Origin of the sequence: Spirosoma spitsbergense DSM 19989, assembly GCF_000374085.1 — a bacterium.
GTDB classification, from domain to species: Bacteria; Bacteroidota; Bacteroidia; order Cytophagales; family Spirosomataceae; genus Spirosoma; species Spirosoma spitsbergense.
The window spans coordinates 1-25,625 of the sequence record NZ_KB893613.1 but is presented as its reverse complement, the minus strand read 5'-3'; the positions used below and the strand labels follow the sequence as shown (position 1 = coordinate 25,625).

The 25,625-nt window shown below is 51.6% G+C and carries 24 protein-coding genes; 15 read left to right on the top strand and 9 right to left on the bottom strand.

Annotated features, from left to right (window positions below):
• Positions 1 to 61 precede the first annotated feature (61 nt).
• The gene (locus tag B157_RS0132485; RefSeq protein ID WP_020607470.1) at positions 62 to 2,926 is read left to right on the top strand and encodes a leucine-rich repeat domain-containing protein; all 2,865 of its coding nucleotides are present in this window, start codon (positions 62 to 64) and stop codon (positions 2,924 to 2,926) included.
• 193 nt (positions 2,927 to 3,119) lie between these two features.
• Here B157_RS0132485 and B157_RS0132480 read toward each other — a convergent pair whose 3' ends face one another.
• On the bottom strand, positions 3,120 to 4,118 hold the full coding sequence (locus B157_RS0132480; RefSeq protein WP_020607469.1) for a hypothetical protein: 999 nt from the start codon (positions 4,116 to 4,118) through the stop codon (positions 3,120 to 3,122).
• Between the two features lie 452 nt (positions 4,119 to 4,570).
• Between B157_RS0132480 and B157_RS36520 the strand changes: the two genes are divergently transcribed.
• From B157_RS36520 to B157_RS0132445, 6 genes are all read left to right on the top strand, one after another.
• Complete coding sequence (locus tag B157_RS36520; protein ID WP_020607467.1) at positions 4,571 to 4,861, top strand: RES family NAD+ phosphorylase; 291 nt, start codon at positions 4,571 to 4,573, stop codon at positions 4,859 to 4,861.
• A gap of 241 nt (positions 4,862 to 5,102) precedes the next feature.
• Positions 5,103 to 5,510: a DUF2147 domain-containing protein gene (locus B157_RS0132465; RefSeq protein ID WP_020607466.1), complete on the top strand. Its 408-nt coding sequence runs from the start codon at positions 5,103 to 5,105 to the stop codon at positions 5,508 to 5,510.
• Positions 5,511 to 5,854: 344 nt separating this feature from the next.
• Positions 5,855 to 7,402, top strand: coding sequence for a DUF2271 domain-containing protein (locus B157_RS0132460; RefSeq protein WP_020607465.1), 1,548 nt, complete (start codon positions 5,855 to 5,857; stop codon positions 7,400 to 7,402).
• Positions 7,347 to 8,030, top strand: coding sequence for a PepSY-associated TM helix domain-containing protein (locus tag B157_RS0132455; RefSeq protein ID WP_020607464.1), 684 nt, complete (start codon positions 7,347 to 7,349; stop codon positions 8,028 to 8,030). Before B157_RS0132460 ends, B157_RS0132455 begins: the two co-directional genes overlap by 56 nt.
• Positions 8,031 to 8,250: 220 nt before the next feature.
• The gene (locus tag B157_RS0132450) at positions 8,251 to 9,555 is read left to right on the top strand and encodes an MFS transporter (protein ID WP_020607463.1); all 1,305 of its coding nucleotides are present in this window, start codon (positions 8,251 to 8,253) and stop codon (positions 9,553 to 9,555) included.
• 120 nt (positions 9,556 to 9,675) lie between these two features.
• On the top strand, positions 9,676 to 10,530 hold the full coding sequence (locus B157_RS0132445) for an alpha/beta hydrolase (RefSeq protein WP_020607462.1): 855 nt from the start codon (positions 9,676 to 9,678) through the stop codon (positions 10,528 to 10,530).
• 192 nt (positions 10,531 to 10,722) lie between these two features.
• Here the strand turns inward: B157_RS0132445 and B157_RS0132440 are convergent, their stop codons facing one another.
• The 3 genes from B157_RS0132440 to B157_RS0132430 all read right to left on the bottom strand — a co-directional run bounded on the left by B157_RS0132440 (position 10,723) and on the right by B157_RS0132430 (position 12,766).
• The gene (locus tag B157_RS0132440; RefSeq protein WP_026309109.1) at positions 10,723 to 11,355 is read right to left on the bottom strand and encodes an NAD(P)H-dependent oxidoreductase; all 633 of its coding nucleotides are present in this window, start codon (positions 11,353 to 11,355) and stop codon (positions 10,723 to 10,725) included.
• Positions 11,356 to 11,380: 25 nt separating this feature from the next.
• Complete coding sequence (locus B157_RS0132435) at positions 11,381 to 12,085, bottom strand: DsbA family oxidoreductase (protein ID WP_020607460.1); 705 nt, start codon at positions 12,083 to 12,085, stop codon at positions 11,381 to 11,383.
• 78 nt (positions 12,086 to 12,163) lie between these two features.
• On the bottom strand, positions 12,164 to 12,766 hold the full coding sequence (locus B157_RS0132430) for a TetR/AcrR family transcriptional regulator (protein WP_020607459.1): 603 nt from the start codon (positions 12,764 to 12,766) through the stop codon (positions 12,164 to 12,166).
• 442 nt (positions 12,767 to 13,208) lie between these two features.
• Between B157_RS0132430 and fucP the strand changes: the two genes are divergently transcribed.
• The gene (gene fucP / locus B157_RS0132425; protein WP_020607458.1) at positions 13,209 to 14,456 is read left to right on the top strand and encodes an L-fucose:H+ symporter permease; all 1,248 of its coding nucleotides are present in this window, start codon (positions 13,209 to 13,211) and stop codon (positions 14,454 to 14,456) included.
• 63 nt (positions 14,457 to 14,519) lie between these two features.
• Here the strand turns inward: fucP and B157_RS0132420 are convergent, their stop codons facing one another.
• Positions 14,520 to 16,595 carry a glycoside hydrolase family 3 protein gene (locus B157_RS0132420; protein ID WP_020607457.1) on the bottom strand — a complete coding sequence of 692 codons (2,076 nt, stop codon included), beginning with the start codon at positions 16,593 to 16,595 and terminating at the stop codon, positions 14,520 to 14,522.
• 224 nt (positions 16,596 to 16,819) lie between these two features.
• Between B157_RS0132420 and B157_RS36515 the strand changes: the two genes are divergently transcribed.
• Entirely contained in the window at positions 16,820 to 17,056 is a 237-nt protein-coding gene (locus B157_RS36515; RefSeq protein ID WP_041952400.1) for a hypothetical protein, read from the top strand.
• On the top strand, positions 17,038 to 17,415 hold the full coding sequence (locus B157_RS0132410) for a type II toxin-antitoxin system VapC family toxin (RefSeq protein WP_020607455.1): 378 nt from the start codon (positions 17,038 to 17,040) through the stop codon (positions 17,413 to 17,415). The genes B157_RS36515 and B157_RS0132410 overlap by 19 nt, the downstream gene beginning before the upstream one ends.
• 123 nt (positions 17,416 to 17,538) lie before the next feature.
• Here B157_RS0132410 and B157_RS0132405 read toward each other — a convergent pair whose 3' ends face one another.
• Entirely contained in the window at positions 17,539 to 18,060 is a 522-nt protein-coding gene (locus B157_RS0132405) for an acyl-CoA thioesterase (RefSeq protein ID WP_020607454.1), read from the bottom strand.
• 216 nt (positions 18,061 to 18,276) lie between these two features.
• Between B157_RS0132405 and B157_RS0132400 the strand changes: the two genes are divergently transcribed.
• The 3 genes from B157_RS0132400 (at position 18,277) to B157_RS0132390 (ending at position 20,241) form a co-directional block, all read left to right on the top strand.
• Positions 18,277 to 18,726 (top strand): DUF2147 domain-containing protein, encoded by a 450-nt coding sequence (locus B157_RS0132400; protein ID WP_026309108.1) that lies wholly within the window; start codon positions 18,277 to 18,279, stop codon positions 18,724 to 18,726.
• 133 nt (positions 18,727 to 18,859) lie between these two features.
• On the top strand, positions 18,860 to 19,996 hold the full coding sequence (locus B157_RS0132395) for a flavin-containing monooxygenase (RefSeq protein WP_020607452.1): 1,137 nt from the start codon (positions 18,860 to 18,862) through the stop codon (positions 19,994 to 19,996).
• Between the two features lie 59 nt (positions 19,997 to 20,055).
• The gene (locus B157_RS0132390) at positions 20,056 to 20,241 is read left to right on the top strand and encodes a CsbD family protein (RefSeq protein ID WP_020607451.1); all 186 of its coding nucleotides are present in this window, start codon (positions 20,056 to 20,058) and stop codon (positions 20,239 to 20,241) included.
• 81 nt (positions 20,242 to 20,322) lie between these two features.
• Here B157_RS0132390 and B157_RS0132385 read toward each other — a convergent pair whose 3' ends face one another.
• Both B157_RS0132385 and B157_RS0132380 read right to left on the bottom strand, forming a co-directional pair.
• Entirely contained in the window at positions 20,323 to 21,669 is a 1,347-nt protein-coding gene (locus B157_RS0132385; protein WP_020607450.1) for a Gfo/Idh/MocA family protein, read from the bottom strand.
• A gap of 35 nt (positions 21,670 to 21,704) precedes the next feature.
• On the bottom strand, positions 21,705 to 22,568 hold the full coding sequence (locus B157_RS0132380; RefSeq protein ID WP_020607449.1) for a sugar phosphate isomerase/epimerase family protein: 864 nt from the start codon (positions 22,566 to 22,568) through the stop codon (positions 21,705 to 21,707).
• A 279-nt stretch (positions 22,569 to 22,847) separates the two neighbouring features.
• Between B157_RS0132380 and B157_RS0132370 the strand changes: the two genes are divergently transcribed.
• Together B157_RS0132370 and B157_RS0132365 are read left to right on the top strand one after the other, a co-directional pair.
• The gene (locus B157_RS0132370; protein ID WP_020607447.1) at positions 22,848 to 24,164 is read left to right on the top strand and encodes a TolC family protein; all 1,317 of its coding nucleotides are present in this window, start codon (positions 22,848 to 22,850) and stop codon (positions 24,162 to 24,164) included.
• 119 nt (positions 24,165 to 24,283) lie between these two features.
• On the top strand, positions 24,284 to 25,372 hold the full coding sequence (locus B157_RS0132365; protein WP_020607446.1) for an efflux RND transporter periplasmic adaptor subunit: 1,089 nt from the start codon (positions 24,284 to 24,286) through the stop codon (positions 25,370 to 25,372).
• Positions 25,373 to 25,391: 19 nt separating this feature from the next.
• Here the strand turns inward: B157_RS0132365 and B157_RS39205 are convergent.
• Positions 25,392 to 25,625: hypothetical protein (locus B157_RS39205; protein WP_020606997.1), on the bottom strand; the 234-nt coding region annotated here is incomplete at its 5' end.

The window sequence follows — 25,625 nt, the reverse complement described above, 5'->3', positions numbered from 1 at the left end:
AGCTACGCAACGTGATCATTTCGGTATCCAAACTGATGGCTTGCTGTAATTGTTGGTAGGTTTGACGCATGAACACAAACTACCAAATCAAACAGCAAAACCCAAATTAGAAATTGCTGACCAGATTACAGATCATAGTTTTCTGGAGAAACTGACCCAACTCCAAACTCTTGACCTAAGGAACAACCAAATCATTGATATTCAGTTTCTGCAGAAGCTGCCCCAACTCCAAAGTCTTGACCTGAGTTACAACCAGATTAATGATTATAGGTCTCTTGAGAAGCTGACCCAGCTCCGAATCCTTGACCTGAGAAACAATCAGATCATTAATATCCAGTTTCTGGAGAAGCTGACCCAGCTCCGAACCCTTGACCTGAGAAATAACCAGATCATTGATATCCAGTTTCTGAAGAAACTGCCCCAACTCCAAACCCTTGACCTGAAAAACAACCAAATTACTGATATCCAGTTTCTGGAGAAACTGACCCAGCTCCAAACTCTTGACCTGAAAAATAATCAGATCACCAGTTTCCCGGAACAATTTTTATACGCCTGGCCCTTCCTGCATACATTACACCTGCATGATAACCCTATCGAAAACATACCAAAAGAACTTTTTGATGGAGAATATAATAATGCGTTGTTGGACATACGGGGTTACTTTGCTTCAATAGCGCAGGAAAGTATTCAGAATGATGAAGTGAAGCTAATTGTGGTGGGCAATACCACAGCGGGTAAAACGTCGCTCATGCGCTTTATACAGGAAGGTTACTACGAAAAGAGCCAGAATTCTACTCACGGTATTGCCCTAACCCGCTGGCCAATACCCGACAGACGTTTACAGACCAACATCTGGGATTTTGGGGGGCAGGAGTACTACCACGCTACCCACCGCCTGTTTCTGGACGACCACGCCGTGTATGTAGTCGTTTGGGAAGCCAACACCAATACCGAGCAGATTTTACCTACCAATATTCATCTGTCGGGAAAATTCTATCGTCTATCGTTGGAGCATTTTCCCTATAGCTACTGGTTGGATAGCATCCGCTATTATGCGCCCAACAGCCCCATATTGCTGGTGCAGAATAAAACATTGGTACAGCAACGAGGCCAGGAAGAAAATGAGCAACATGAGCGCGAAGCTGAGCCGGCACCAGTCGATTGCTTCAAGCCTGTTTATAATGTTCATTCCCCCGATTACCATGTCAGTGTGTATCAGGCCAACAAATTTCAGAACGACGCGAATAGCCCCGCATGGACTGCCTTCCAGGCTTTTAAAACGAACCTGATTCATACGCTGGAGACGAATGCCGCCGGGTATAAATTGGGTAAGGGTTGGGTGGCCATTCGGAATAAAATCCGGCAGTTGCCCGAAAACCAGCGCTGGATGACTCGCACCCAGTTTGAGGTGTTCTGCCAACAGACAGTCACTGCGGCTACCCTCAGTTTCGACCCGGCAATCGAAATGTCGGGGTTACTTACTTACCTGAGCGGAGCCGCCAGCACTATCTTGTATTACGCAAACGACGATCAACTGAGGGACACCGTTTTCCTGAATCCACAGTGGGTTACCGACACTATTTATGATATTCTGAGCTACGACATTCGGGAAAAAGACGAGAACAAGGGAGAATTCAGCCGTAGTGATGTGGAACAGGTACTGCGTAAAAAAGGGCTAGCTGAACTGACGGACCGGTTTCTGGATCTGATGAAAAAGGACCGGTTCGAGCTGATTTTTGAGAAGCCCAACTGCCCGGACGAGTACATTGCCCCGCAGTATTTACCCGATAAATACCACGACCAAAAAGCACTGGCCCAACTCCGGCCCGAAACGTCCATTCGTTTTACGCTCCATTATCCCCGGTTCATTCCCAAAAGCGTATTCATGCGTTTTATGGTTGCCTATGGCAATCTGGCCGAAAACGTGTACTGGAAATACGGCATCGTTTTGGGCCGCAAAGCCAGCGAGCGTGTAATCGCCGAGTGTCACTTTGATAAACGGCAGATTACCGTACAGATCGTGGATGGCCCCGGTGCAAAAGCCAGAGCGCGGGCTTTTTTCAATACACTCTGGACCCTGAGCGGTCAAAAAAATGACATTGAACTATCGGTCAATGAACCGGATTTCGTTGAGATTGGTGAGTTAGCCGACTGGCTGAACGATAATGAAGATGCCAGGATCAAATCGAAGCAGGGCAACAAAGTCCCTGTAAAAGGCTTTGCCTACCTCATTGGCAAAGAGCCGATTAAAGAGGAAATACCCATTATTGACCCTGTCGAACCCCCAGCAATAATACCCACAATGTCAACAATACCGGACATAAATACACCCGAAATATTCTTCTCCTACGCCTGGGGCGACGAACACGAAACTGGCGAAAGCCGTGAAAAGATTGTTAATGACCTATATGAAAGCCTGAAGAAAGACGGCTACCGGGTGGTACAGGACAAGAAAAATTTGGGCTACAGAAAGTCTATCTCGGACTTCATGAAACGGATTGGAAAGGGTAATTTGCTGATTGTTGCGATAAGCGATAAATACCTCAAATCGCCATACTGTATGTTTGAAATGTATAAAGCATACCGAGACTGTAAATTTGAGAGAGACATACTTATAGAAAAGATATTTCCAATCAGGGTTGAATCACTCAATTTGGCATTGACTGGCCCTAAGCGAACTGAATATCGACAACATTGGCGTGAAGCTAAAAAAGCGGCCGACGAGTACATGGGGGAATTCCTGCATGAAACTACTGCCAAGGAAAAAGTAGAGCATGAACGATTAACATCTACTTATTCCAAAATAGGCGACCTCTTTGAGATTCTCCATGACCTAAACGCAGACACAAAAGACCTGCTCTCTGCCGACAACTTTGCCAAAATCAAGGAAGCGATAAAAGAACGGATTGACTCGCTGAAGTCATAAACTTGACTTCAGCCTTTTGAAACATCTAAAATGGCATTTTCAGGAATTGTGGGGTTAAATAGGCAATTCTGAAACGGCTAAAGTCAGGCCACAGGGTTAAAAACCCAAATAGGGTGGCGGCTATTTGCCCTGTTTCCATATTTCACAAGGAAGCCAAAGTTCACCCTGATAACTCAGGATGCTTACAAACCAGCTAACGGCGTGGGTACCAGTAAATGGCCTGGAGAGTAGCATTGGGCTTCTCGGAGGTCGTGTAATATCCCGAACCGTCGGCTGCCCAGCCCACGGCTTCGCCCTGCGGTTCTCTGGCCACCGGCACCAGCCGGGGGCTTCGTTTGAGGGCATCGACAATCGATTCGCCCGCCCGGCGTTTGTAGTAGTAAAGTTCCCCGTACGTACGAATCAGGATTTCGGTGCCATCGGGCGATATACCCGCTGAGGTAACCTGTTCGAACAGAATATCCAGCTGCCGTTTCATTAAAGTTGGCTGAGTGAGTGATTGCGGATAAGCGGCCCGGTAAACCGACGTGCGGTCATCTTTCGAGAGCACATACAGGTCCAGCGTGGCAGGGTCGAGCAGGACTGCTTCGGCATTTTTGGGACCGTCGGGCAACTGAAGCGAAATCGCATCAATAGCCACTACGGCTTCATTGACCGGGAGCGTTTTGCCCGCCAGACTGGGTTCGGGAAACCGGTATATCACTTTGACGGGATGCCGGAGACGGTTATCGCCAATCTCGCAGACGTATACGTACGATTGCCCGGCCACCGGTCCCGGCCCCACCACAATATCCTCCCAGTCGCGGTTTTCCATCCCGATCAGCGTAAACCGACCGGCAATGTGGCCCTGTTTATCCAGCAGCTGAATCTCGTTCGGATTGCCCGAATCCTCTTCCATCCACAGATAACCCGGATTTTTTGTGCTGGGGGCCAGCCCGGAGGCTTCTGTAAGCGTTGGGTCATCCATCGTTCCCACCCGCAGTGGCCCACCAAACAGGGTAGTATCCAGGGCAATATCGTTAGCCATGTACCCGGCCTGAGTAGCTACCACCGTGGTTATATTGCTGACGATCGTTGTAGAAAGTGGGGGCGTTTGAGTCGGAATACTACCCGTCGAGGTGGCCGACTGGCAATGACTAAGAAACAGTAATACTCCTGACAGGTAAATAAGTTGTAGCAGAATGGTCTTCATAATACGCTGGTAAAGTGTCGGGGACAGATAAGTCACTGATTTTCCTGATAGAGACAGGGTCATTAGAACAGCTTCCGCCCCAGCCCTCAATTATACCCAAAAGCCACCGACCCTAAACGCCGGGAACAGGGATTTTAATTTCCGTTAAAGGCTCATGAAGGGAAAGTTACCCCCTCCCGCCGAACAGACCAAAATCGCCCATACTAGACCAAAACCCCATTAAAACCCTACTATTCAATCAATTACAGCTAAAAACTCTATTTATCAGATGTAATTTTTCCGCACTTGTACAACCCCAAACCATTCCTGAGTCGATGAAAAAAAACTTTTCCTGTTTGTATTCGTACCCTTTTGGGTGAATGCCCAACCGGGTAATCCCGGTTTTGAGTTTGAGAAACTGGTCGACTTCATCCTTCCCGACCAATCGGCTGCCGATGTGCTGATTCGGCACGATGGGTACACACTGCTGGCTCAGTACGATACAGCTACCCGACGAACCGGAAACGATTTTCTGGATTGCCCCAAATCAATTACCTTCCTACTGGAAGTCGGGTACTCTAGCCGAAACGCAGACTACCCTGGCCGACTGGCTGGTAGCCCCGTTTTGTCTGGCCGTTGCCGTACCGTCGGTCATTATGAACGAATCATTCAACCTGTTGCTACATCCCGAACACCCAGCTTTTGCACAGGTCAGGGTTATAATCCAGCGCTCTGTTCGGCTGGATAACCGGTTACGACCGTGATCAGCTACCATGGCCAAATCCGTAAACATAGCAGCATTCTGACTAATCACTTGGGCAACTCATAGCCCGCCCGGGTCCAAAGTTTGGAGGACGACCGTGTTTTTCATTCCATCCTAAACAGGCGTTATTTTAGTTACATGTGAACCAGAGGCTTCGTGGGCTGTTATTCCAGTACGTGTTTAACCGAATCAGGAGCGCCTATAACCGACCTGCCGACTGATTCCAACCTACTGAAGGACCAATGAAACTGTTTATATACCGAAGCCTGCTTTGGGCTGTACTGCTACCGATGTTCATGCTGGGAGCAACAGCCGATCAGCCAGCCGACCAGTTGCTGGGGCATTGGCTGTTTCCTACCAAAGGGTCCAGCGTTACTATTTACCGGATCGAGAATCGCTACTTTGCCCGCGTTAACGAGGTTGACCAGGCAGGGGAAGAAAATTTTGGACTCGTTAAAGACGCCACACTCATTCGGAATCTGACGTACAATGGAGAGGTCTGGACGGGCGGTGAATTGATCCACCCCAAAACGGGTATCAACCTGAGCGTTGAGGTGACCATGAATGACCCACAGACGGTAACAGTACTGGTATATAAAGGCATCAAACTGTTCCATCGGAAATTCACAATGACCCGAAAGCCAGGTTGACAGTGTCCGACTCAATCGCTGCTTAGCGATCAATAAAACGCAACCTGAGTCAATCCCACCGTTGACTGTAGACAGGCCTTATATCCACTCAGTGATTATTCGCTATTTCCGGCATTCGTCCGGCGAAACGGTTTGTCTGACCGGGAAAACCCGGCATTGAATCCGATTTTTTTTCAGGTGCGGCTACCTGGTGGCAATTTTGTATTGCCCAGGAAGATTATACCCAGACACCCACCCCTTATGTGGTGCTGACGAAGAGAAAGGCCAGATTAAAACATTTCGTTGACCAACTTCCACTATTTTAATCTACCTGAATCAAATGAACCCAGTAAAATTGTGTCAACATGAACAACCTGACTTCAACCCTTATTCCGCTGGCCCTGGCCTTACCCGCCCTGCCCGCTGCGGCCACTACTGAGGCCAATGGCCTCTTTATTTCCCATCTGGAAAACGTCCTGGGCACTTCCTTCGATTTGAAGGTGATGGCCCCATCCTACGATGTAGCCCGGCAAGCCGAAACAGCTGCGCTGGCCGAAATCAGTCGACTGAGCGCTATTTTGAGCAGTTACCAGCCCGATAGCGAATTCAGCCTGTGGGTCGCTACATCGGGCGAGGCCATTCCCGTTTCCACCGATTTGCTGGCCGTTCTTGCCGGGTTCGACCACTGGCGGGCGCAAACGGGAGGTGTCATCAACGCAGCCGCCGAAGCCATCAACCAGCTTTGGCAGCGGGCGGCCCGGTCGGAAACGGTGCCTTCGGAGAGCGACCGGACTGACGCTGTTTCGGCCGTACAGCAACAGCACTGGCTCCTGGATTTAGAAGCGCAAACGGCAAGCCACCTGACAGATACGCCCTTACGCCTGCACACCTTCGCCAAGAGCTACATCATGGATCAGGCGGCCAACCGGGCATTAGCCGTACCGGGTGTGGCCGGCGTGGTAGTAAACATCGGTGGTGATCTGGTGGTGCGGGGCAACCGGACGGAATCCGTTGCCATTGCCAATCCGCGTGCGGATGCCGAAAATGAAAAACCACTGGCATGGCTAACTATTCAGGACCGGGCTGTGGCTACCAGTGGCAACTATCGGCGCGGTGTGCTGGTGGATGGTGTCTGGCAATCGCACATCGTAGACCCGCGAACGGGTAACCCCGCCTACGAGGTCATCAGTGCCACCGTCGTGCATCCTGATGCCTCAACGGCTGGTGCTTTGGCTACGGCGTTCAATGTGCTGACACCTGCCGACAGCGTGCAACTGGCAGCTACTTTGCCCGGTACCGACTACCTCATCGTTACCCGCGAGGGGCAGCAATTCACCAGTCCCGGCTGGGGCCAACTCGTTCAACCCGTATCGAATGCCGCGTCTTCCGTTCCTGCCTGGGCCAGCAATCCAGTCACAACGGTCCGGCTCATGACGATATCTCCGCTGAAAGATAAACTGTGGAACGCGGATCAGGAGCTGCTGATTTCGCTGGAGTTAAGCCAGATAGAGGGGCGGTCGCACCGGCCGTTTGTGGCGGTCTGGATTGAGGATGAAAAACACGTTCCGGTTCGTCAGATAGCCCTCTGGTACAACAAACCCCGCTGGCTGCGTGAACTCCGTGACTGGAACAATACGCAGCAGAACAGCTCATTTGATGCCACCAGCCTTGCCAGTGCCACCCGGTCGCCGGGGAGTTATACGCTGAAGTGGGATGGCAAAAATGACCAGGGTCAGTACGTGAAGCAGGGAAAATACACCGTCTGCATCGAAGCGGCCCGCGAGCACGGTACCCACCAGTTTATGGAACAGACAATGGACTTTAACGGTAAATTCAAACAACAAACGCTCAACGGCAATGTCGAAATCGCGAACGCAGCCCTGGACTACCGCAAAGCGGGAGTCGGTCGCTGAATACAACCGGCTCACCAGCGCCCGCCCACTCAAAAGCACACCGGCCTGGCGTCGTTCGGTATCAGCAGTGGCGCGGTGGCTGCACATCTACCTGTCGATGGCGAGTTTTGTAATCGTCCTTTTCTTCGCCGTTACGGGCCTGACGCTGAACCACGCCGACTGGTTCGGCGACGAGTCCGTTACGACGGATTACAAAGGGAATGTCGCCCCCGGCTGGGTCAATCCTACCGACACGGCGACCATTAACAAACTGGGTATTGTGGAGCATCTGCGCACCGCGCACGGCATAAAAGGCCCGGTCAGTGATTTCCGGATCGACGACCGGGAGTGCTCCATTTCGTTTCGGGGGCCGGGTTACTCGGCGGATGCGTTTGTGGATCGGGAAACCGGCGCCTATAAGCTTTCCGAAACCAGGATGGGCGTTGTGGCCGTTTTGAACGACCTACATAAGGGGCGGGACACCGGCAGTAACTGGTCATGGGTGATTGATGGGTCGGCTATTTTCATGACGCTGATCTCCCTTACAGGCCTGATTTTACTACTATTTCTCAAAAAACGGCGCGTAGCCGGGTTAGTACTGCTGGGGCTGGGTTCACTGCTGGTGTATGCCATCTACGCCTTATCCTGATCTGGCGGGAAACTATAGGCTAAAAACCGGCGAAAAGAGAAATAAACGGCCGTATATCGGTAGGTTTTGGTGCTGTTCATCTTCCATGAATAACGTCCCGAGTGCATACCCAATGTGTTCATAAGCGTGTCGCTGATTCGCCTATGACCAGCGTTCGCTGCATAGAAAATTGGGCTACTGTGCTTTTATTGCTGGACGAACAGCACAACCAATAACTTCCATGACCACCGCCCCCCTAACCAGCCCGGTTGAATCAATCCGCCTGACGCCCCTTCAGTACGCGGTCGTTTTCATCTGTTTCCTCATGAACATGCTCGATGGCATGGACGTGATGATCATCTCGTACACGGCCACCTCCATCGGAGCCGAGTGGGGTGTGGCCGCCCCGCAGTTTGGTATCGTTTTCAGCGCGGGTTTACTGGGTATGGCCATTGGTGGTATGGGCCTGTCCCCCATTGCCGACCGCATTGGCCGACGCGCCATGATTGTGGGTTGCGCCGGCATAATGGGCGTGAGTATCGCGGCTACATCGCTCGTACAATCGGTTGAGATGCTGGGGTTCATGCGCCTGATCAGCGGACTGGGCATTGGCGGTATGCTGGCCAGTACCGCTACCATTATGGCCGAGTATGCCCCGAAGAAAACGAAAGATTTCTGGGTTAGTCTCGTTATCTCGGGTTACCCCGTCGGGGCTGTGCTATCGGGGCTGGCCTCGGCCACGCTCATTGCCGAATCCGGCTGGCGGGCCGTTTTTCTGGTGGCGGGGTGTATCACGCTGCTCACCCTCCCGTTTATCCTGATCCTACTGGCCGAATCGCTCGATTTTTTACTGAAAGCACAGCCTGCCAATGCCCTGTTCCGGGCCAATCGTATTCTGCGTCAACTCAGGCAGCCCACGCTGACTGTCCTGCCCGTGTTAATAGTCGATCAGCAAGCTAAATCGTCCATCAACAAGCTGTTGTCTGGTCCGCAGCGTATACCCACTTTCTGGCTCTGGACGGCCCTGTTCATGGTTTTTGCCACCCTCTATTTTCTCACAAGCTGGATTCCGAAATTAGCGTCCAACACAGGTCTATCACTCGAACTGGCCATCTATTCCGGTACAATCTTCAATGTGGGCGCTTTTGTGGGTATTCTTACGCAGGGTTACCTGTCGGGCCGGCTTGGGTTGCGCCGAACCATTTGCGGCTTTCTGATTGGCACGGCGGCTCTGATGGTTGGGTTTGGCTTTGTGAGCGGGTCTTTCTGGACACTGGTGATCCTGGGCATGATCGGTTTCGGCGTTCAGGGCGGTTTTGTGGGTATGTATGCGGTGGCCGCCCGGCTGTATCCAACCCAAATTCGGGCCACGGGGGTTGGCTGGGCCATGGGGCTGGGCCGGGTAGGGGCCATTGTCGGGCCGCTCATCGGGGGGGTGCTGATCGGTGCGGGCTTCTCCATGTCATTGAGTTTCCTCTGCTTCGCGGCCCCCGTACTCATCAGCGGAATAGCCACGCTGTTGATTTCCTCCACCGATGTTTCCTGAATGCATTGAGTCTATTTTTACGAATTGGCTCTATCTCATCGGTACATCAGAAAAAAGGTAAAGCAAGCGTTGTCCAGCGCGTACCTCCGTATAGAATCGAAAAAAACCTGGCGTAAATCAATGTACTTTTACCAAAAAAAATTTGTGAATACACTTCGTTTACTGGTCTCAACGGGCCTCCTACTACTCTATAGCCAGTTCGGTCAGGCAGCTAAAGTCGACACGGTAACCACTACCAGCGCGTCGATGAACAAGACGATAAAAGCCGTAGTCATCACGCCGGATTCGTATACAGTTGGTCAGGCGCTGCCAGTGCTATACCTGCTCCACGGCTATAGCGGTAACTACAGCGACTGGGTCAAAAAGGCACCGGGGGTCAGTCAGTTGGCGGATACGTATCAGATGATCATCGTTTGCGCGGACGGCAACTTCGGAAGCTGGTATTTCGACAGCCCGGTCGATCCGGCGTTCAGGTATGAAACCTACGTAGCCAGCGAACTGGTCGACTGGGTCGACAGTCATTACAAAACCATCAAAGACCGCACCGGTCGCGCCATTACGGGCCTGAGTATGGGCGGACACGGGGCATTATACCTGGCTTTCCGGCACCAGAACACGTTTGGCGCGGCAGGCAGTATGAGTGGCGGGGTCGATATCCGGCCGTTTCCCAACAACTGGGATATGGCCAAACGACTGGGCACCTACGCCCTGTTTCCCGAACGCTGGGAGCAGAACACGGTCATCAACCTGCTGCATCTGCTCACACCCGGCGCCCTGTCGCTGATTATCGACTGCGGCACCGAGGATTTCTTTTTCCGGGTCAATAATAACCTGCACGAAAAGATGCTGGAGCGTAATATTGCCCACGACTACATTACCCGCCCCGGTGCCCACAACTGGGCGTACTGGACCAACGCCATTAACTACCAGATGCTGTTTATGCGGCAGTATTTTGATAAACAGAAACGCAGCTAAACGGAAAGTTGCCAAATGGAACAACGTCAGCGTGTAAGTAAGCGAGCCTGCAAAGCCTAAAGGGCCCTGTAGTGTTATAATCAGCAATTTATATACTTTACCACGTTAATTTTTCAATAACTGACTACCACTAAAAACAGAATGCCCACTGATTCCTCAGTGGGCATTCTGTTTTACACTAAGCTGGCGCCCTTACGCCAGTTCGATGAACAAGTCTTTACGGGCGCGTCGTACTTTGGGGGCACTCGCCAGAAAATCCTTCTCCGCATCCCGGTAACCCACTGCCAGTAAGGCAACACTGTGTAACCCTTTTGCCGGTAAGTCCAGCAGCGCATCGAGCGATTCGGCATTGAACCCTTCCATCGGGGTAGCGTCTACCTGCTCCGTAGCAGCAGCGACCATAGCAGTCCCCAGAGCAATATAGGCCTGACGGGCGGCCCAGTTGTCCCGCTCTTCCACTGTTCTGCTCAACAGATTCCCCCTGATTGAATCAGCAAAGGGGGTCAGGGATTCAACCGTAACACCCCGCGTGTCGGCAATCAATTTGATGTATTCATCAACCTGGGTGGTTCCAAGTCCTGTCCAGGAAGCAAAAACCAATACATGCGACCCTTCTACAATTTGTGGCTGCGGGCAGGCCTGTTCGTGGATTTTGCCTTTCAGTTCGTGATTATCAATCACCAGCACCGTATAGGGTTGCAGCCCTACCGATGAGGCCGATAGCCGAATCGCTTCCAGGATGGTATCTATTTTTTCAGGCGATACGCGTTGCCCGGTCATTTTTTTGGCAGCGTACCGCCAGTTCATTGCGTCAATTAATTCCATGGTTGTATTGCTTGTCTAATTGATTTTAACAGATTTCGCCGGGTGTACAGGTCTGCCCTTCAGCTGATAGGTTAGTTACCGCCGGGTTCGCTTTTTCCCATTCCGACCAGGCTGTGTTCAGGGCACCCAAAAAGGTTTCGGGTTGTTGCGCACCCGACACCGCATACCGGCGGTCGAGCACGAAGAAGGGAACACCCCTTGCGCCTACTTGCTGGGCTTCGTACACGTCCCGGTTTACGGCATCGGCATATTCGGTGCTTTGCAGCATCTGCTGAACGGCTTCAGCCGGCAAACCAATGTCGGTGCCCAGTTCCAGCAGGGTTGCGTGGTCGGAGGTGTCCCGACCTTCAGTGAAATAGGCTTTGAACAGTTGTTCTTCGGCGGCATCGCCCAGTCCGTGTTGCTTAGCCAGTTGAATCAGTCGATGGGCATCGAAAGAGTTGGCCACAATAGCCTTATCAAAATCGTAGGTCAGACCCACTTCGCTTGCCATAGCCGTCACCCGATCGTTCATCTGTTTGGCTTCATCCGGGCTCCAGCCTTTTACCTCAGCCAGGTACTGGTTAATATTCTTACCCGGTTCCGTTTTCAGATCGGGATTCAACTGGAAGCTTTTCCAGATCACATTGACCCGGTCCCGCTGAGGGAACTGCCCGAGGGCATGCTCAAATTTCCGTTTGCCTATATAGCAAAAGGGACACATTACATCACTCCAGATTTCTACGTCCATCGTTATTTTTCAGTAAGGTCAAATCCAGGCTGTTACACCACTATAAATTATAACACTGTTAGGAATCAGGCAAAAAAATTAACCGTCCAACGCTTTTATAAACCCATTGACAGCATCCTTCAAAACTAATTTGCTCCAGGGATTCACCGTTTCATTCAGACCGGTCATTTGTATCGAAACCAGCCCGTGCAAAATGGACAGGTAGGTATGGTATTTCAGGAAAGCGTCTATTGATGGCTGGCTACCCGCACGAATCACCTCCTGAATAACGGCGTGTACGATGTCGGCAAACTCCTTCATTTCAACCGTCCGTTTCACCTGTTCGCAGGCTGGAATACCCAGGCCGAACATGAGCTGGTAGTATTCTTTGTGGGCAAAGGCAAAATTCCAGTACCCCTCCGCCATGGCTTCCAACTGCCGACTGGCATCCGTCTGGCTGTCGCGTTGCTGCGTAATGGCTTCCGTCAATAGCCGAAAACCTTCTTTCGTAAACTCGTGCAGAATGGCGTCTTTACTCTCGAAGTGGGTATAAATCACGGGGGCGCTGTACTCGATGGCATCGGCTATTTTGCGAATAGACAGCGCCTGCCAGCCTTCTGTCAGTACTACCTCCCAGGCGGCCTGCAAAATGCTGGTTCTGACTTCTGTTTTCTGCCGTTGCCGACGTTCGATAATGCCCATTCGTAAAGTAAGATAGCTTTTATAACGGTGTTAACTTTACTATCGTCAGTAAAGTTCATGCATTTTTACGAGACCAATGCTTACCAGCCGGATATGTATATAGCCAAAAGGAGTTCAGCTGGTTTAGCCCCCCCTTGTCGGTTAATAAGTAATCGACAACACTAGCGCACAGTCCGAATTGCCTCAACGCACCGACCATCCTCTTTCCACAATCGCCACTCCCTGGGAGACCAGTGTTATAAATGAGTGAAAAGGGCATTTACACGGTGATGCTTTCAGCTGCGTTGGTAAAATGTTGTCATGAAAAAGCAGCTTCAGGACATCAGATGCGGGATAGGGCAAAGACAATGAGTATTTTTGGGCTTTGTTCGTCTATTTAACGTAACCGATCCGGCACACCCCTGGCGGGTATTTCCGAATCACTCCTAAACCAATCAACCGAATGCAGGCAATTACCGAAACTGGCCAAACGAAGCCAGCTACTTTTACCGACAGCAAATACCTGGTTACCCTCGTCTTTGTCACCTCATTGTTCATGTTCTGGGGCATTGCCATCACTATGGGCGATGTGTTGAACAAGCACTTTCAGCACGTGCTGAGCCTGACCAAGACGCAGTCAGCCTTCGTTCAGTTTGCCATTTTCGGGGCTTATTTTGTCATGGGTATTCCGGCTGGTCTGTTCATGAAGCGATTTGGCTACAAAAACGGCGTATTGCTTGGGCTTTCGCTGTTTGCTGCGGGTGCGTTTCTGTTCGTGCCAGCGGCTGCGGCTGCTTCCTTCACGTATTTTGGTATTGCGCTGTTTATTCTGGGTTGCGGTCTTTCTACCCTCGAAACGGTAGCTCACCCCTTTGTAGCTTCCCTCGGCGACCAGCGCACCAGCGACCAGCGGATAAATTTCGCCCAGGCTTTCAACGCGCTGGGAGCCATTATCGGGCCTGCCATCGGCTCCTATTTTCTGCTGCGCAACAACACCGAAGGCAGCACGGATTTAACCTCCGTCAAGACGCTCTACATTGCCATCGGCAGTGTTATCGCTACCATTGCCATTCTTTTCTCCTTCGTGAAGGTACCCGCCCTAACGGACCCACACGCCGTAGTAGCCAACCCCGAAGCCGCTAATGTGGATGTGGAACCCGGCAAAACGCTGTTTCAGCACAAACACTTTGTCTGGGCCGTTATCGCCCAGTTTTTCAATGTGGCCGCGCAGGGTGGTACGTGGGCCTTTTTCATCAATTACGGCCACGAAAAAATGGGTTTCCCCGATGCTACGGCGGGTAATTACCTGGTGCTGTTTATGGGCCTGATGCTCGCCGGTCGGTTTGCGGGTACGTTCCTGATGCGGGTGATTGCGCCACACACGCTGCTGGCCATTTTTGCGGCCTGCAACATCCTGATGTGCCTGATTATCGCCCAGAGTTTCGGCTGGCCGTCGTTCATCGCGCTGCTGATGCTCAATTTCTTCTTCAGCATCATGTTCCCCACCATTTTTAGTCTGGGCCTGAAAAATCTGGGGGCGCATACCCAGCAGGCTTCCTCATTTATTTCGATGGGCGTGGTTGGCGGGGCTATTTTCCCCTTCCTGATGGGTCGGGTTGCCGAGAGCGACGTGGCCCACGCGTATTACCTGCCCATTATCTGCTACGCGGTCATTTTCCTGTTCGGAGCGAAGTTTTATAAGGTGAAGTAAGGGGTCGGCTTAGTAACCGGCAAAGCGGCTGGACAACTGGTCATAGCCGCTTCGCCGGTTGGTTTAGAAGTTCATACCTTCGTTGTATTTGAAAAGCGGGTAGGCGTCGCCTTCCAGATACCCCGGCACATCTTCTTTCTGCTGTTGGGCCGCTGCTTCGGAGATAGGTGTCGTGAAAGGCATTTTGCCGGTTGGTTTGAACTTACCCGTAACGATATCCAGCAACGCATCGGTCGTGGTGCCAAACGTAGCCAGAATACCTTTTATGTTCTTTTTCTGCGTGTCGGTATAGATTTCGTCAATCACCCAGGGGTTGGTGTAGTTGATGGCCAGAATGGTTGGCCTTTTCGCCGTCAGGGCATTGATATAATTCACATCAACGCCGTTTTTTGATAAAGACAGGGGTAATGGTGAGCCATCGGAGCCAAATAATGACCGCCCCGAAGGCCTGAGCCATAGCAGAATAACGTCGGCTTCTTCGGGTGTTTTGACGAACGTGACGGGGTACTTCCCATCATTCGTGGCATACACGTCACCGGGGCCAGCCTCCGCGCCAACGCGTTTCTGGTAGGTTTCGAAGTAGATTTTCGTAGCGGCTTTCAGCGGCAACGCTTTCGCTTCATTGCGCAGGAGCACAACGGATTTACGCAAAGCCAGGTCGGCGCGAGCCTGAAATCTGGCACTACCGACAATCCGTTCGGCGGCATCCTCATCGACATACGGGTTTTCGAACAGGCCCAGTTTAAATTTCTCTTCCAGCAACCGTAGCACCGAATCGTCAATCAATTTCATATCGACCATCCCCTTTTTGACCGTTTCGAGCAGGTTAGCGGGGTCGGCCGTGCCGGAGTACAGGTTGACTCCCGCTTCCAGCGTACGCTTGTAACGCTCCTGAATCGACAGGTCTTCGGCACCCCAGGGCATCATTTCAATGGGGCCGGTGTCGGAATTGATAATACCGTTGAAGCCCAGTTTAACCCGCAGCAAATCGTGAATGACGGCCCGGTTGTAGGCGTAGGCAATGGGTTCGTACTCCGTACCGATGGGCATGGAATAATACGGCATAATGGCCGACGTACCCGCTTTGATAGCCGCTTTGAACGGAATCAGGTTGTTTTCGAACATGTTTCCGGGAAACACCTCCTGCTTACCCCACTCAAAATGCGGGTCCTGCCCTTCTTTTCCGGCCCCACCACCGGGAAAATGCTTGGTCGTCATGGCTACCGAGGTTGGGCTGAGAGTTGTACCCTGAAAGCCCAGCACCACTTCCGTAATCATCTTTGCCACCCAGTCGGCGTTCTCACCAAACGTGCCGTCGATGCGCTGCCAGCGGGGTTCGGTAGATAGGTCGGCCATGTACATGTAGCCTTTGCGCAGCCCTACGGCGGCCCACTCCTGCCGGGCAATGTCGGCAAACTCGCGGGTGAGTTTCAGATCACGCATGGCAGACAGGCCCAGTTCACCGGGCCAGACCGAGAAGGCCGTTTTGCCGACACTCGTGCCGATGGCGGCCGCATTAGTAACGTGGTTGCGCGGGTTGGACGCCACAATAGCGGGAATGCCCAGCCGCTGTTTTTCACACAGAGCCTGTAGTTTGTTGGCCCATTCGGCGGTCATCCGGGCACTGACATTGGCCCGCAGAATGAAGTGCCGCAGGTGAAACTCCGTAACGGCTTTAGTGGTCCCGGCAGCATTCATGATGGGCGCGGGCAGCGGTTTGCGGGTAAACATATTCTGGCTCGCCGACAGGTCCTCTTCGTTGAAATCGCTGGTGATCGGGTCTTTACTTTGGGGGGCTCCAAACGACCAGTCGTTTTTCAGGCGCGTGGTGCTGATAATCATAAAGCCAACTTTCTCTTCCAGCGACATCTGCCCCAGCAAATCCTTACTACGTTCTTCAGGCGTTAATCGCCAGTCTTCGTAGTTGTCGAGTTTACCGTTCTGATTCAGGTCTTTGAACGACAGACCACCCAATTTTATCAACTTCACCGACCGGGTGCCCAGTACAGGTTGTTTGGGAGCCTTACCGGGTGGTGTCTCTGTCAAACCGCTTATTGCTGTCGGAAATGGCTTCTTGCTCGTGTAAGCGGTCAGGACCAGGGATATAACCAGGCCAAATGACAGGAGGGTAAACTTCATGGATTAAGTTACGTTTAGAATGGTAAACGATTCAGCTATACGCCAGCTACAGGTAGTCTGTTTATGGTTTATAAGTAAAGTGGGGTTCGGACATACTGTCGGGGACGACACTAATATGGCCCGGCACCTCACGAACAGCCGACCAGATAAACCCATTGGTTTTAGCGGGTCGGATTCCCTATTTTTACCGGTACATTACCCGGCAGTACCTAACTAGTACAATCATGAACGTACAATATCTTTCCGATGCCCAGGGCAGGCATACGGCCATTGTGATTCCCATTGAGGAATGGAACACCATCGCGGCCAAACATGAGGACTTGAAAATGCTGGAAAAGCCGAAACAGGACGTTGACCGACGTAAGCCTTCGGATTTTGTCGGGTGCATTTCTAAAGAAACGGCGCAAGAAATGATTGCGGATATTGAACTCAGTCGTAGCGAATGGGAAAGACGTATTTGATTGATACGAACGTATTACTGGAATATGTGGCTGGCCTATTACCTAAAAAGGCCCGCATTTTCGTAGAGAATGTAATCAATGAAGATTTCCACATTTCGGTCATCAACCGCATCGAAGTATTAGGTCATGAATCAGCGACGAACGAACTAGCTGATTTTTTAGATTTGGCAACAACGCATCAATTGACTCTGGACGTTGAAAAGCAGACCATTGACCTACGAAAGCACAAGAAAACCAAACTCCCCGATGCCATCATTGCAGCTACGGCTTTGGTGCATGGCTTTACCATTATTTCCCGCAATACGAAAGATTTTCAGCCTGTCGCGGGTCTGGCGTGCATAAATCCCTACGATTTATAGTCACTTCCCGCAGTAGTCTGCATTCCCATTACCACTTTTAGCCCGGTCGAAATCACTTTCCCTGTTGCCGATGATATTGGTGAGGGAGCCCGGTTCGGACCTGAACCGGGCTCCCCAGCAGCATTAATTTATAGTTACCACGTGGCTTTTGATTTCGCGGATACGGTCGGTGAAGTTCAGGCTGGGGAAGTCTACATTAGGTACCAGGGTTGCCTGTAGGTAGCCCATAATCAGGTCGTCGTGCGGTATGCGTTTACCGGTTGCCACGCTGACGTATTTGGAGGTTACCCAGAGCACATTTTTAAGGTGCGTTTTCCCATCGTCGGTCATGATGTATTCCGTCACGGTGGTGTCTTCATTGACGTAAATGAGCCGCGACATGATCCGAACCCATTCGCTTACCTGTGCGGGCCGGATATAGGCAATCTGATGCTGATAGACGACCCAGCTTGTTTTTAGTTCCCGAAACATCTGACCGGGACTGAAATCATACAGTTTGGCCACCTGGTCTTCGCGGGCATTGAAATAATAGTCGAAATATTTGGCATTGTTAAGGTGCTGCAACGGGTCGCAGTCCTGAAAACGGATAATCACTCTCGACTCGGTTTCGGTCGGATAACTACGGTTGAGGTCACGTTTGAACATATTTCTCTGAATTATACCGGCAAGCGACCGGAAGTACGGATCCAATCAATCAGAATTGATGAAGGAGCAGCATACGCATTTTATCGAGTCAAGTATAAACAAAATCAGGCGAATCCACTCCATACGTCTAAATCAGAAATAGGTTTTCAAACTAATTTTCGCCCTGTTTTCGTTAGTACAGTTAAAATACCTTTTTATTTTAACTGTTAAACACTTATGAAAGTCATGCGTCGTATGTTGCCAATTATTGCCCTTTTTATTGGATTGACATCCTTTGTATCGTCCGATGGATCTGACGCGGTAGTGGGTACCTGGCTGAACGGCACAAAAAAAGGCCACGTTCTGATTTATAAGCAGGGAGGTACGTACTTTGGCAAACTGGTGTGGCTGGGCCAACCGAACGACTCCGATACCGGTAAGCCCCGGACAGACGCTAAAAATGCGGATCCATCCAAGCGGTCGCGCCCCTTGCTCAACATGCCGTTGATGTACAATTTCCAGTACGATGGAGGTAATGTATGGAGTGATGGCAAGATATACAACCCGGAAGATGGTAAGGAATACAACTGTAAAATGACCCTGCAAGACCCCAATACGCTGCTCGTTCGCGGTTACGTAGGCATCTCCCTCTTCGGCAAGACCCAAACCTGGACTCGGGTAAAATAGGTTTTGTCCTTTGCTAAGCGTCATTAATGGTCATTTGATTGTCATTCAATGACAATCAAATGACGTGTAGCACATGACCCCCGAATGACAAATTATGACGCGAAGCTAATAACCACCAAATGACGCGAAGCAAATGACCACACTTATCATTGGAGCAGGACCGGCTGGATTGGCCATGGCCGGGCAACTGGCCCACCGGGGTTTGCCGTTTACGGTGCTCGAAGCCAGTGAGTACATCGGCTTTAGCTGGCGTAATCATTACGACCGCCTGCACCTGCACACGGTGAAGCAGCACTCGGCCCTGCCGCACCTGCCCTACCCCGACGAGTACCCAACCTATGTGACGCGTCTGCAACTCGTTGAATACATGGAGCAATATGCCGAACGGTTTGGCATCAGGCCCCTGTTCAATCAAACCGTTACCCATATTCAGCAAAACCCGGCTGACGGAATCTGGCAGGTTCAAACCCAGACCGATACCTTCACGGCCGAACAGGTCATTGTTGCAACTGGCTATAATCGCGTGCCCTACAAGCCGGAGTTGCCCGGTCAGCGCAATTTCCGGGGTATTATCTGGCATAGCCATGAATATCGGAATGGGGCACCGTTTCGCAACGAAAACGTACTGGTAGTAGGCATGGGCAACACGGGGGCAGAGCTGGCACTGGATTTACTGGAAAATAAAGCCATACCCTTTATTTCGGTCCGGGGGCCCATCAACATCATCAAACGGGATGTGTTCGGGCGGCCCGCCCAGCCAACGGCCATTTTTCTGAGTAAATTTCCAAACTGGTTTTACGATCTTGTGGCGGGTATCGCTCAGAAAATCGATATCGGCGATGTGTCGGCCTACGGGCTGGGCAAACCACGGCACCCCCCCTCCTACGACACCCGGCGCGGCAAAATCCCCGTCATCGACGTTGGTACGCTGGAACAGATAAAAGCGGGCAATATTACCGTACTGCCCGGTATTGAACGCATCAACGCCAAAACGGTGACGTTCACCGATTCACGGGAGTTACCCTTCGATGCCATCGTGCTGGCAACGGGCTATCGACCCGCGCTGGCAGCGGTACTGGGTACTGGTCTGGCCGGGAAAATTCTGAATGAGAAAGGGTTCCCGAAAAACCTCTGGTCAGACGAAAAGAGCCAGCGGGGTTTATATTTTTTGGGGTACACAACACCACTAACGGGCGTCATTTATGGCCTTAACGTAGATTCAGACCGTATTGCGCGGCATATCGCCGAAAACAATTCCGTATCGGCATAGTTATATATGCGTAATCAGGGCGATTACTTAAATCATCCAACGTTATAATCACTACGACAATGAACGAGACAACCGCAAAAGGTGGCTGGAATGAAATGAAAGGTAAAATCAAACAAGCCTACGGCGAACTGACCGATGACGATCTGACCTACGCAGAAGGAAAAGAAGACGAAATGTGGGGCAAGCTCCAGCAGAAAACCGGCAAGACCAAAGACGAAATTAATAAGGCCGTTGCCGATTTATAGTAGCATCAGGTAGTTACAACAAAGAAGGCCGGAACCCCTGGGTTCCGGCCTTCTTTGTTGTAACTACTCCCCATTTCAACCTCATAACTTGGGCGGTTCCCAGCCTTTCTCGTACTGACGGCTCCACAGTTTCATGGCATCAGCATCTTTTATGTGGCCATTTTGCGTATCGACTGCGAATGATTTGTTCGTGCGGTACGCGATGTTTGCCAGGTGGCAGAGCAGGGTACTGGTAGCTCCTTCGTTGATGGGTGAGGCCTGTTTGGCTTTTCCCCGAATGGCATCGAAGAAGTTAACGACGTGCCGGGTAGTCATGCCACCACCACCACCCAGGGCCGTACCCGCTTCCTCCTCGGTTGATTTGCTTTCCTTGATTTTTTTACCCTCCCGATTAAACAGCGTGTACCCATTCCGATCGACATACACGGTGCCTTCGGTGCCGTAAATCAGGGTGCCCCGGTCAGAGCCAAAGGTTTTGTAGCCATTGCGGCTATTCCCATCCCACTGAATAATTTTGTTGCCGGGAAACCGGAACGTTGCTTCCATGGTATCGTACACCTCCCAGCCGTCTTCCGGGAAGTACCGTTTGGCAGCTTCAACGCTCACAAATTCAGGGTGTTCGACTTGCAATGCCCACCGGGCTACGTCCAGTTCGTGCGTAGCATTGTTGCCTGCTTCGGCCGTTCCGTAGTTCCAGCCGTACCAGTGCCAGTTATAATCCCAGGTTTCGGAGGTGTACTCCCGGTGCGGAGCCGGTCCCTGCCATAGCTCCCAGTCCAGTCCATCCGGAACGGGGGCTTTTTTCTGGTGGGGTACTTCACCCCGCGCGCTGGCATAAAACGCCACGGCTTTAAAAGGCTTGCCAATAACACCACTATGAATCTGATTGATGATATCGATGGACTCCACCGCCGATCGCTGCTGGTTACCCATCTGAATCACTTTACCGTATTTCTTCTGCACCTCCACCAGAATCTCCCCTTCGCGGGGGTTGTGGCTACACGGTTTTTCTACGTACACGTGTTTGCCTCCCTGCGCAGCCATCCAGGTGCCGGGCGCGTGCCAGTGGTCGGGGGTAGCAATGAAGAGGGCATCCACGTTTTTATCGGCAATGATTTTGCGGACATCATTTTCCAGTTTGGGCGTGTAGTCGATGTATTTGGCGAACTTCTTCACGGCTGCTTCGCGCTGTTTTTTCATCACGTCGCACATATACATCAGTTCCACGTTGCTGTCTTTCCGGCCAATGGGGTCGTAATAGGCCGCCAGCCGCCGACCCAATCCAATAATGGCCAGATTCAGCCGCTCGTTGGCCCCCATTATTTTGGCGTAACTTTTTGGTGAAAAGCCCGGTGCCAGACCACCAACGGTAATCCCCGCCGTACCCAAAGCTGCTTTTTTAATAAATTCTCTGCGTGAATTCTCCATTAATTATCAATTGATTTTTGCGTTTTTATGCGGCCCTAACTCTTTCGTTTACCTGGTTTCGTCGCTTCACAGACTCCCCTGAAATATCCGACCGATTCGGCGATACCGGCCAGTGGGTCTTTCATATCTTTTTCATACTCCAGCGCGCAATGCCCATCGTACTTCACTTTTCGCAGCATAGCCACGTACGCTGGTATGTCAATGACCCCCCGGCTCAACTCGCAGGTTTTTCCCTCTTTGGTGGGGGCCGTTACGTTTTTGAGGTGCATATCAAAAATTCGTTTGCCGTACTTTTCGAGGTCGGCAATGGGGTCGTCGCCGTAGCGTTTATCGTGCCCCATGTCGAAACAAAGGCCCATGCGGGGGTCTAAATCCTTCACCGCATCATACACCGATTTGGCACTGGGATACAGCTCAATATCGGGGCCGTGGTTGTGGATGGCGTAGCGCATGTCGTACTCCTTCACCTTTTTTTCCACGTAGGGCAACAGCTCCGTATTTGGCACGCCGATAATCAGCTTTACCCCCACGCGCTTGGCGTAGTCGAACGCGTCGTCAACCGCCTGCTGGGTTTTCATGTAAATGGGTCCCACGCCATAACCCGTTACGCCCGACTGCTTCAACTTCTCGTGGAAAGCGGCAATTTCGTCGGCGGTACTTTTGATTGGCAGGTGGAAATCCTTGATGCACAGGTAATGCACATCCACTTTTCGCATCATTTCCAGCGTCTGGTCCAGCTTGAAATGCAGGAAGGTGTACCCGGCCAACGCCAGCTTGAACAGGTCATCACCAGCCGCACGGGGCTTTTCGGCAGCGCTGGCCAGTACCATGGACGGGCTTACGGTGGCCAGTGTCAGGCCGCCCCCGGCATTTTTAAGAAACGTTCGTCGTGTAGTCATTTAGTAAATAAAACTAGGTACTTTTCCATTTTCCACCAGTGGCAGCACGTTCAGGACAAAGCCTTGTCTGGCCTGGCCTGTTATGTTGCTGATCCGTCCGGGTGTTTACCCTAAAAACGTCTTTTGACTCTTTTCTACTGAAAACAGAGCAAGTGTCGTGAATTCCCGTTTTCCAGTTCTGGAATTAGTTGCTTTACGGCTATTTTTCCCCGCTTCGTGCAAACGGGTCGGTTTTGTTAGCTGAATTTCATTTCCTTTGAGCATCCATTCAGTTGACGTATGCATCGGTTTTCTCTCATCGGCTTGTTGTTTTGCGCTGGTACCAGTTCCGCCCAAACGGTGGTGGCTACGGTTCAGGAAGCCCTGGCGCTGACCCGACGCAACAACCCGGAACTGGTGAACGCCCGCCAGAATCGCACCGTACAGGGTCAGCAACAAACAGCCACCCGGTCGGTATTGCTGCCACAGGCCCGCTTTTTTACCAACTTCGATTACAATTACTCACTCCCGGTCCAGTTGATACCCACCGAACTGTTTGGTGGCCCACCGGGCGGGTATCAGTCCATTCAGTTTGGATTACCCTACGTACTGGCCGCCGGTGCCGAAGTGACGGTTCCCATTATCAATCGCCCGGCCCACGCCGATTTGGGTATCGTAGAACAAAACCTACGCATCACCGACGTTCAGAATCTGGTGTTGCAGGACGAAATTTCGACCCAAACGGCCCGTGTGTACCACGCAGCCCTGCTCACCCGGTCGGCTATTGCCATAACCCAACGCAACCTGTCGGCGGCCGATACCCTGGTGCAGATAGCCCGCGACCGGCTGGACAAAGGGCTGATTGAGCCGCTGGAATATAACCGCATCCGGTCGGTGCAACTCACCACCGCCGACGTACTCTATCAAAACGAACTGGGATACGTCCGTAATCTAAACCAGTTGAAATTACTGTTCGGCCTGGCCCCGTCCGATAGTCTGGTTTTGTCGGAAACGCTGGCCAGTCACCCCGCCAGTGTCCCTGTTTCGGCTGTAGTACTATCGCTCACCGAACGCCCGCAGGTAAACCTTCGGGAAGCCCGGGTCGAACTGGCCAAACGGCAACTTGAACGCGAACGACTCACCCGCTGGCCTACCCTTTCGGCCTACGGACGATTTACGGAGCAGGCCCAGCGCAGGCAGATTAACTTCCTGAACACCAATGAACCCTGGTACCGGATTGGGGTGGCGGGGTTGCAGTTCAACTGGTCTATCTATTCGGGCGGACTTCGTACCAGCAACCTGACCCGCGCCCGCCTGCAACTGAAACTGGCCGAGTCGGAACTGGCCTACGAACGGAACAAGCAGCAGACCGACACGGAAGATGTGCGGAACACCTATAACCAGGCTGTTCGGTCGCTGGATGTGAACCGGCAGAACTACGAACTCAGCAGCCAGAACGTGCAGATTGCGTTGATAAAATACCGGTCGGGCCTATTCGCCTATGACCAGTATCTGAACGTGTTCAACGAAGTGCTCACGGCGCAGAACCGGTTTCTGAATACACTGTCGAATGTGTTTATCAACCAAACGATTTTACAAATCCGAAATGGTAACTAATGGTCATTCGCTTCGCTGTCATTAGTGGTCATTGACAATTTCTATTTAATGACAGCAAAGCGAATGACCACTAATGACACGAAGTAAATGACCACCAGTGACAGCAAAGCATAATGACAATGAACCGTTATCTTCTTTTATTTTTGACGCTGTTTTCGGCCTGCCGGCAAAGCACCGATAGTACATCGCCCGCGTACCGGGAGCTGACCGAAGCGGTGTATGCATCGGGCAATGTGTATCCGCGCAATAAATACACGGTTACGGCCGATGCCACGGGTATACTACAGGAGCGGCTGGTCAACGAGGGCGATTCCATTCATAAAAACCAGTTACTGTTTGTACTGGAAAGTGCCACACAGGATGCCCGTCAGCAGGCGGCTGCCAATGCCTACCGACAGGCACGGGCCAACCTGGGAGCCAACTCGCCAGTGCTGGCCGAACTGGAAGCGCAGGTACGCAATGCCCGTATCCGGGTGGCCAACGACTCGGTGAACTACACCCGATTTCGGGAATTATACAGCCAGAACGCTACATCCAAAGCCGAACTCGAACGGGCCGAGCTGAACTATACGGTGTCGCGCAACAACCTGCGTGCTCAACTCAACACCTTCCAGCGCAACCGCGACCAGATACGGCTCGATGTGGCTAATAATCGTAGTCAGCTGGTGAGTACGGAAGTGGCGGGGCAGAATACACGGGTGCGGAGCTTTGTCAATGGCAAGGTATACGAAGTGTACAAGGAACCGGGCGAAGTTGTCAAGCCGGGTGAGCAGCTGGCGCTGGTAGGCAGCGGTAGCCGGTTGTACGCCCAGCTGGCGGTAGACGAAAGCGATTTCGGGCGGATGCGCATTGGGCAGGCAGTCGTGTTAAAAGCCGATGTGTATCCCGACAAAGTGTTCAACGCACGGGTCAGTAAAATCTACCCCAAACTGAACCGCACCGACCAGTCGTTTCGGGTGGATGCCGAATTCACCGGCGAGCAACCGGCTTCCTACTACGGCCTCACGGTGGAAGCCAACATCATCATCAGCCAGAACAAGCACGTATTGACCATCCCGAAAGCCTACGTACTCGGTAACGACAGCGTTTGGATGGAACAGGACGGTAAAAAGCAAAAGGTTAAATTTAGGAAAGGGGCTGAAAACTTCGATCTGGTAGAGGTAAAAGGCGGGTTGACGCAGACATCTAAATTAATTATGAATGAGTGAATCAATGGTTAGTCAATATTTAGGCGGCTATACAGCCGAAGTGATAAAGTTGACGCACTCTAGGATCATTTTTCTCCAGTTTAGTGCCTTTGGGTAAGATAGAAAAAAAACGATCTAGTAGTAAACGATTGTGGTAGAGCGTCTTAATAGTGGCCATCGAGAAGGGTTGTTGACCAACGCCCTGCTCAACTTTAGCCACGTTAACCGCGCTCAGGGCTGCATTAAAATGGTAATCAAGTTTGTTGACCGAACG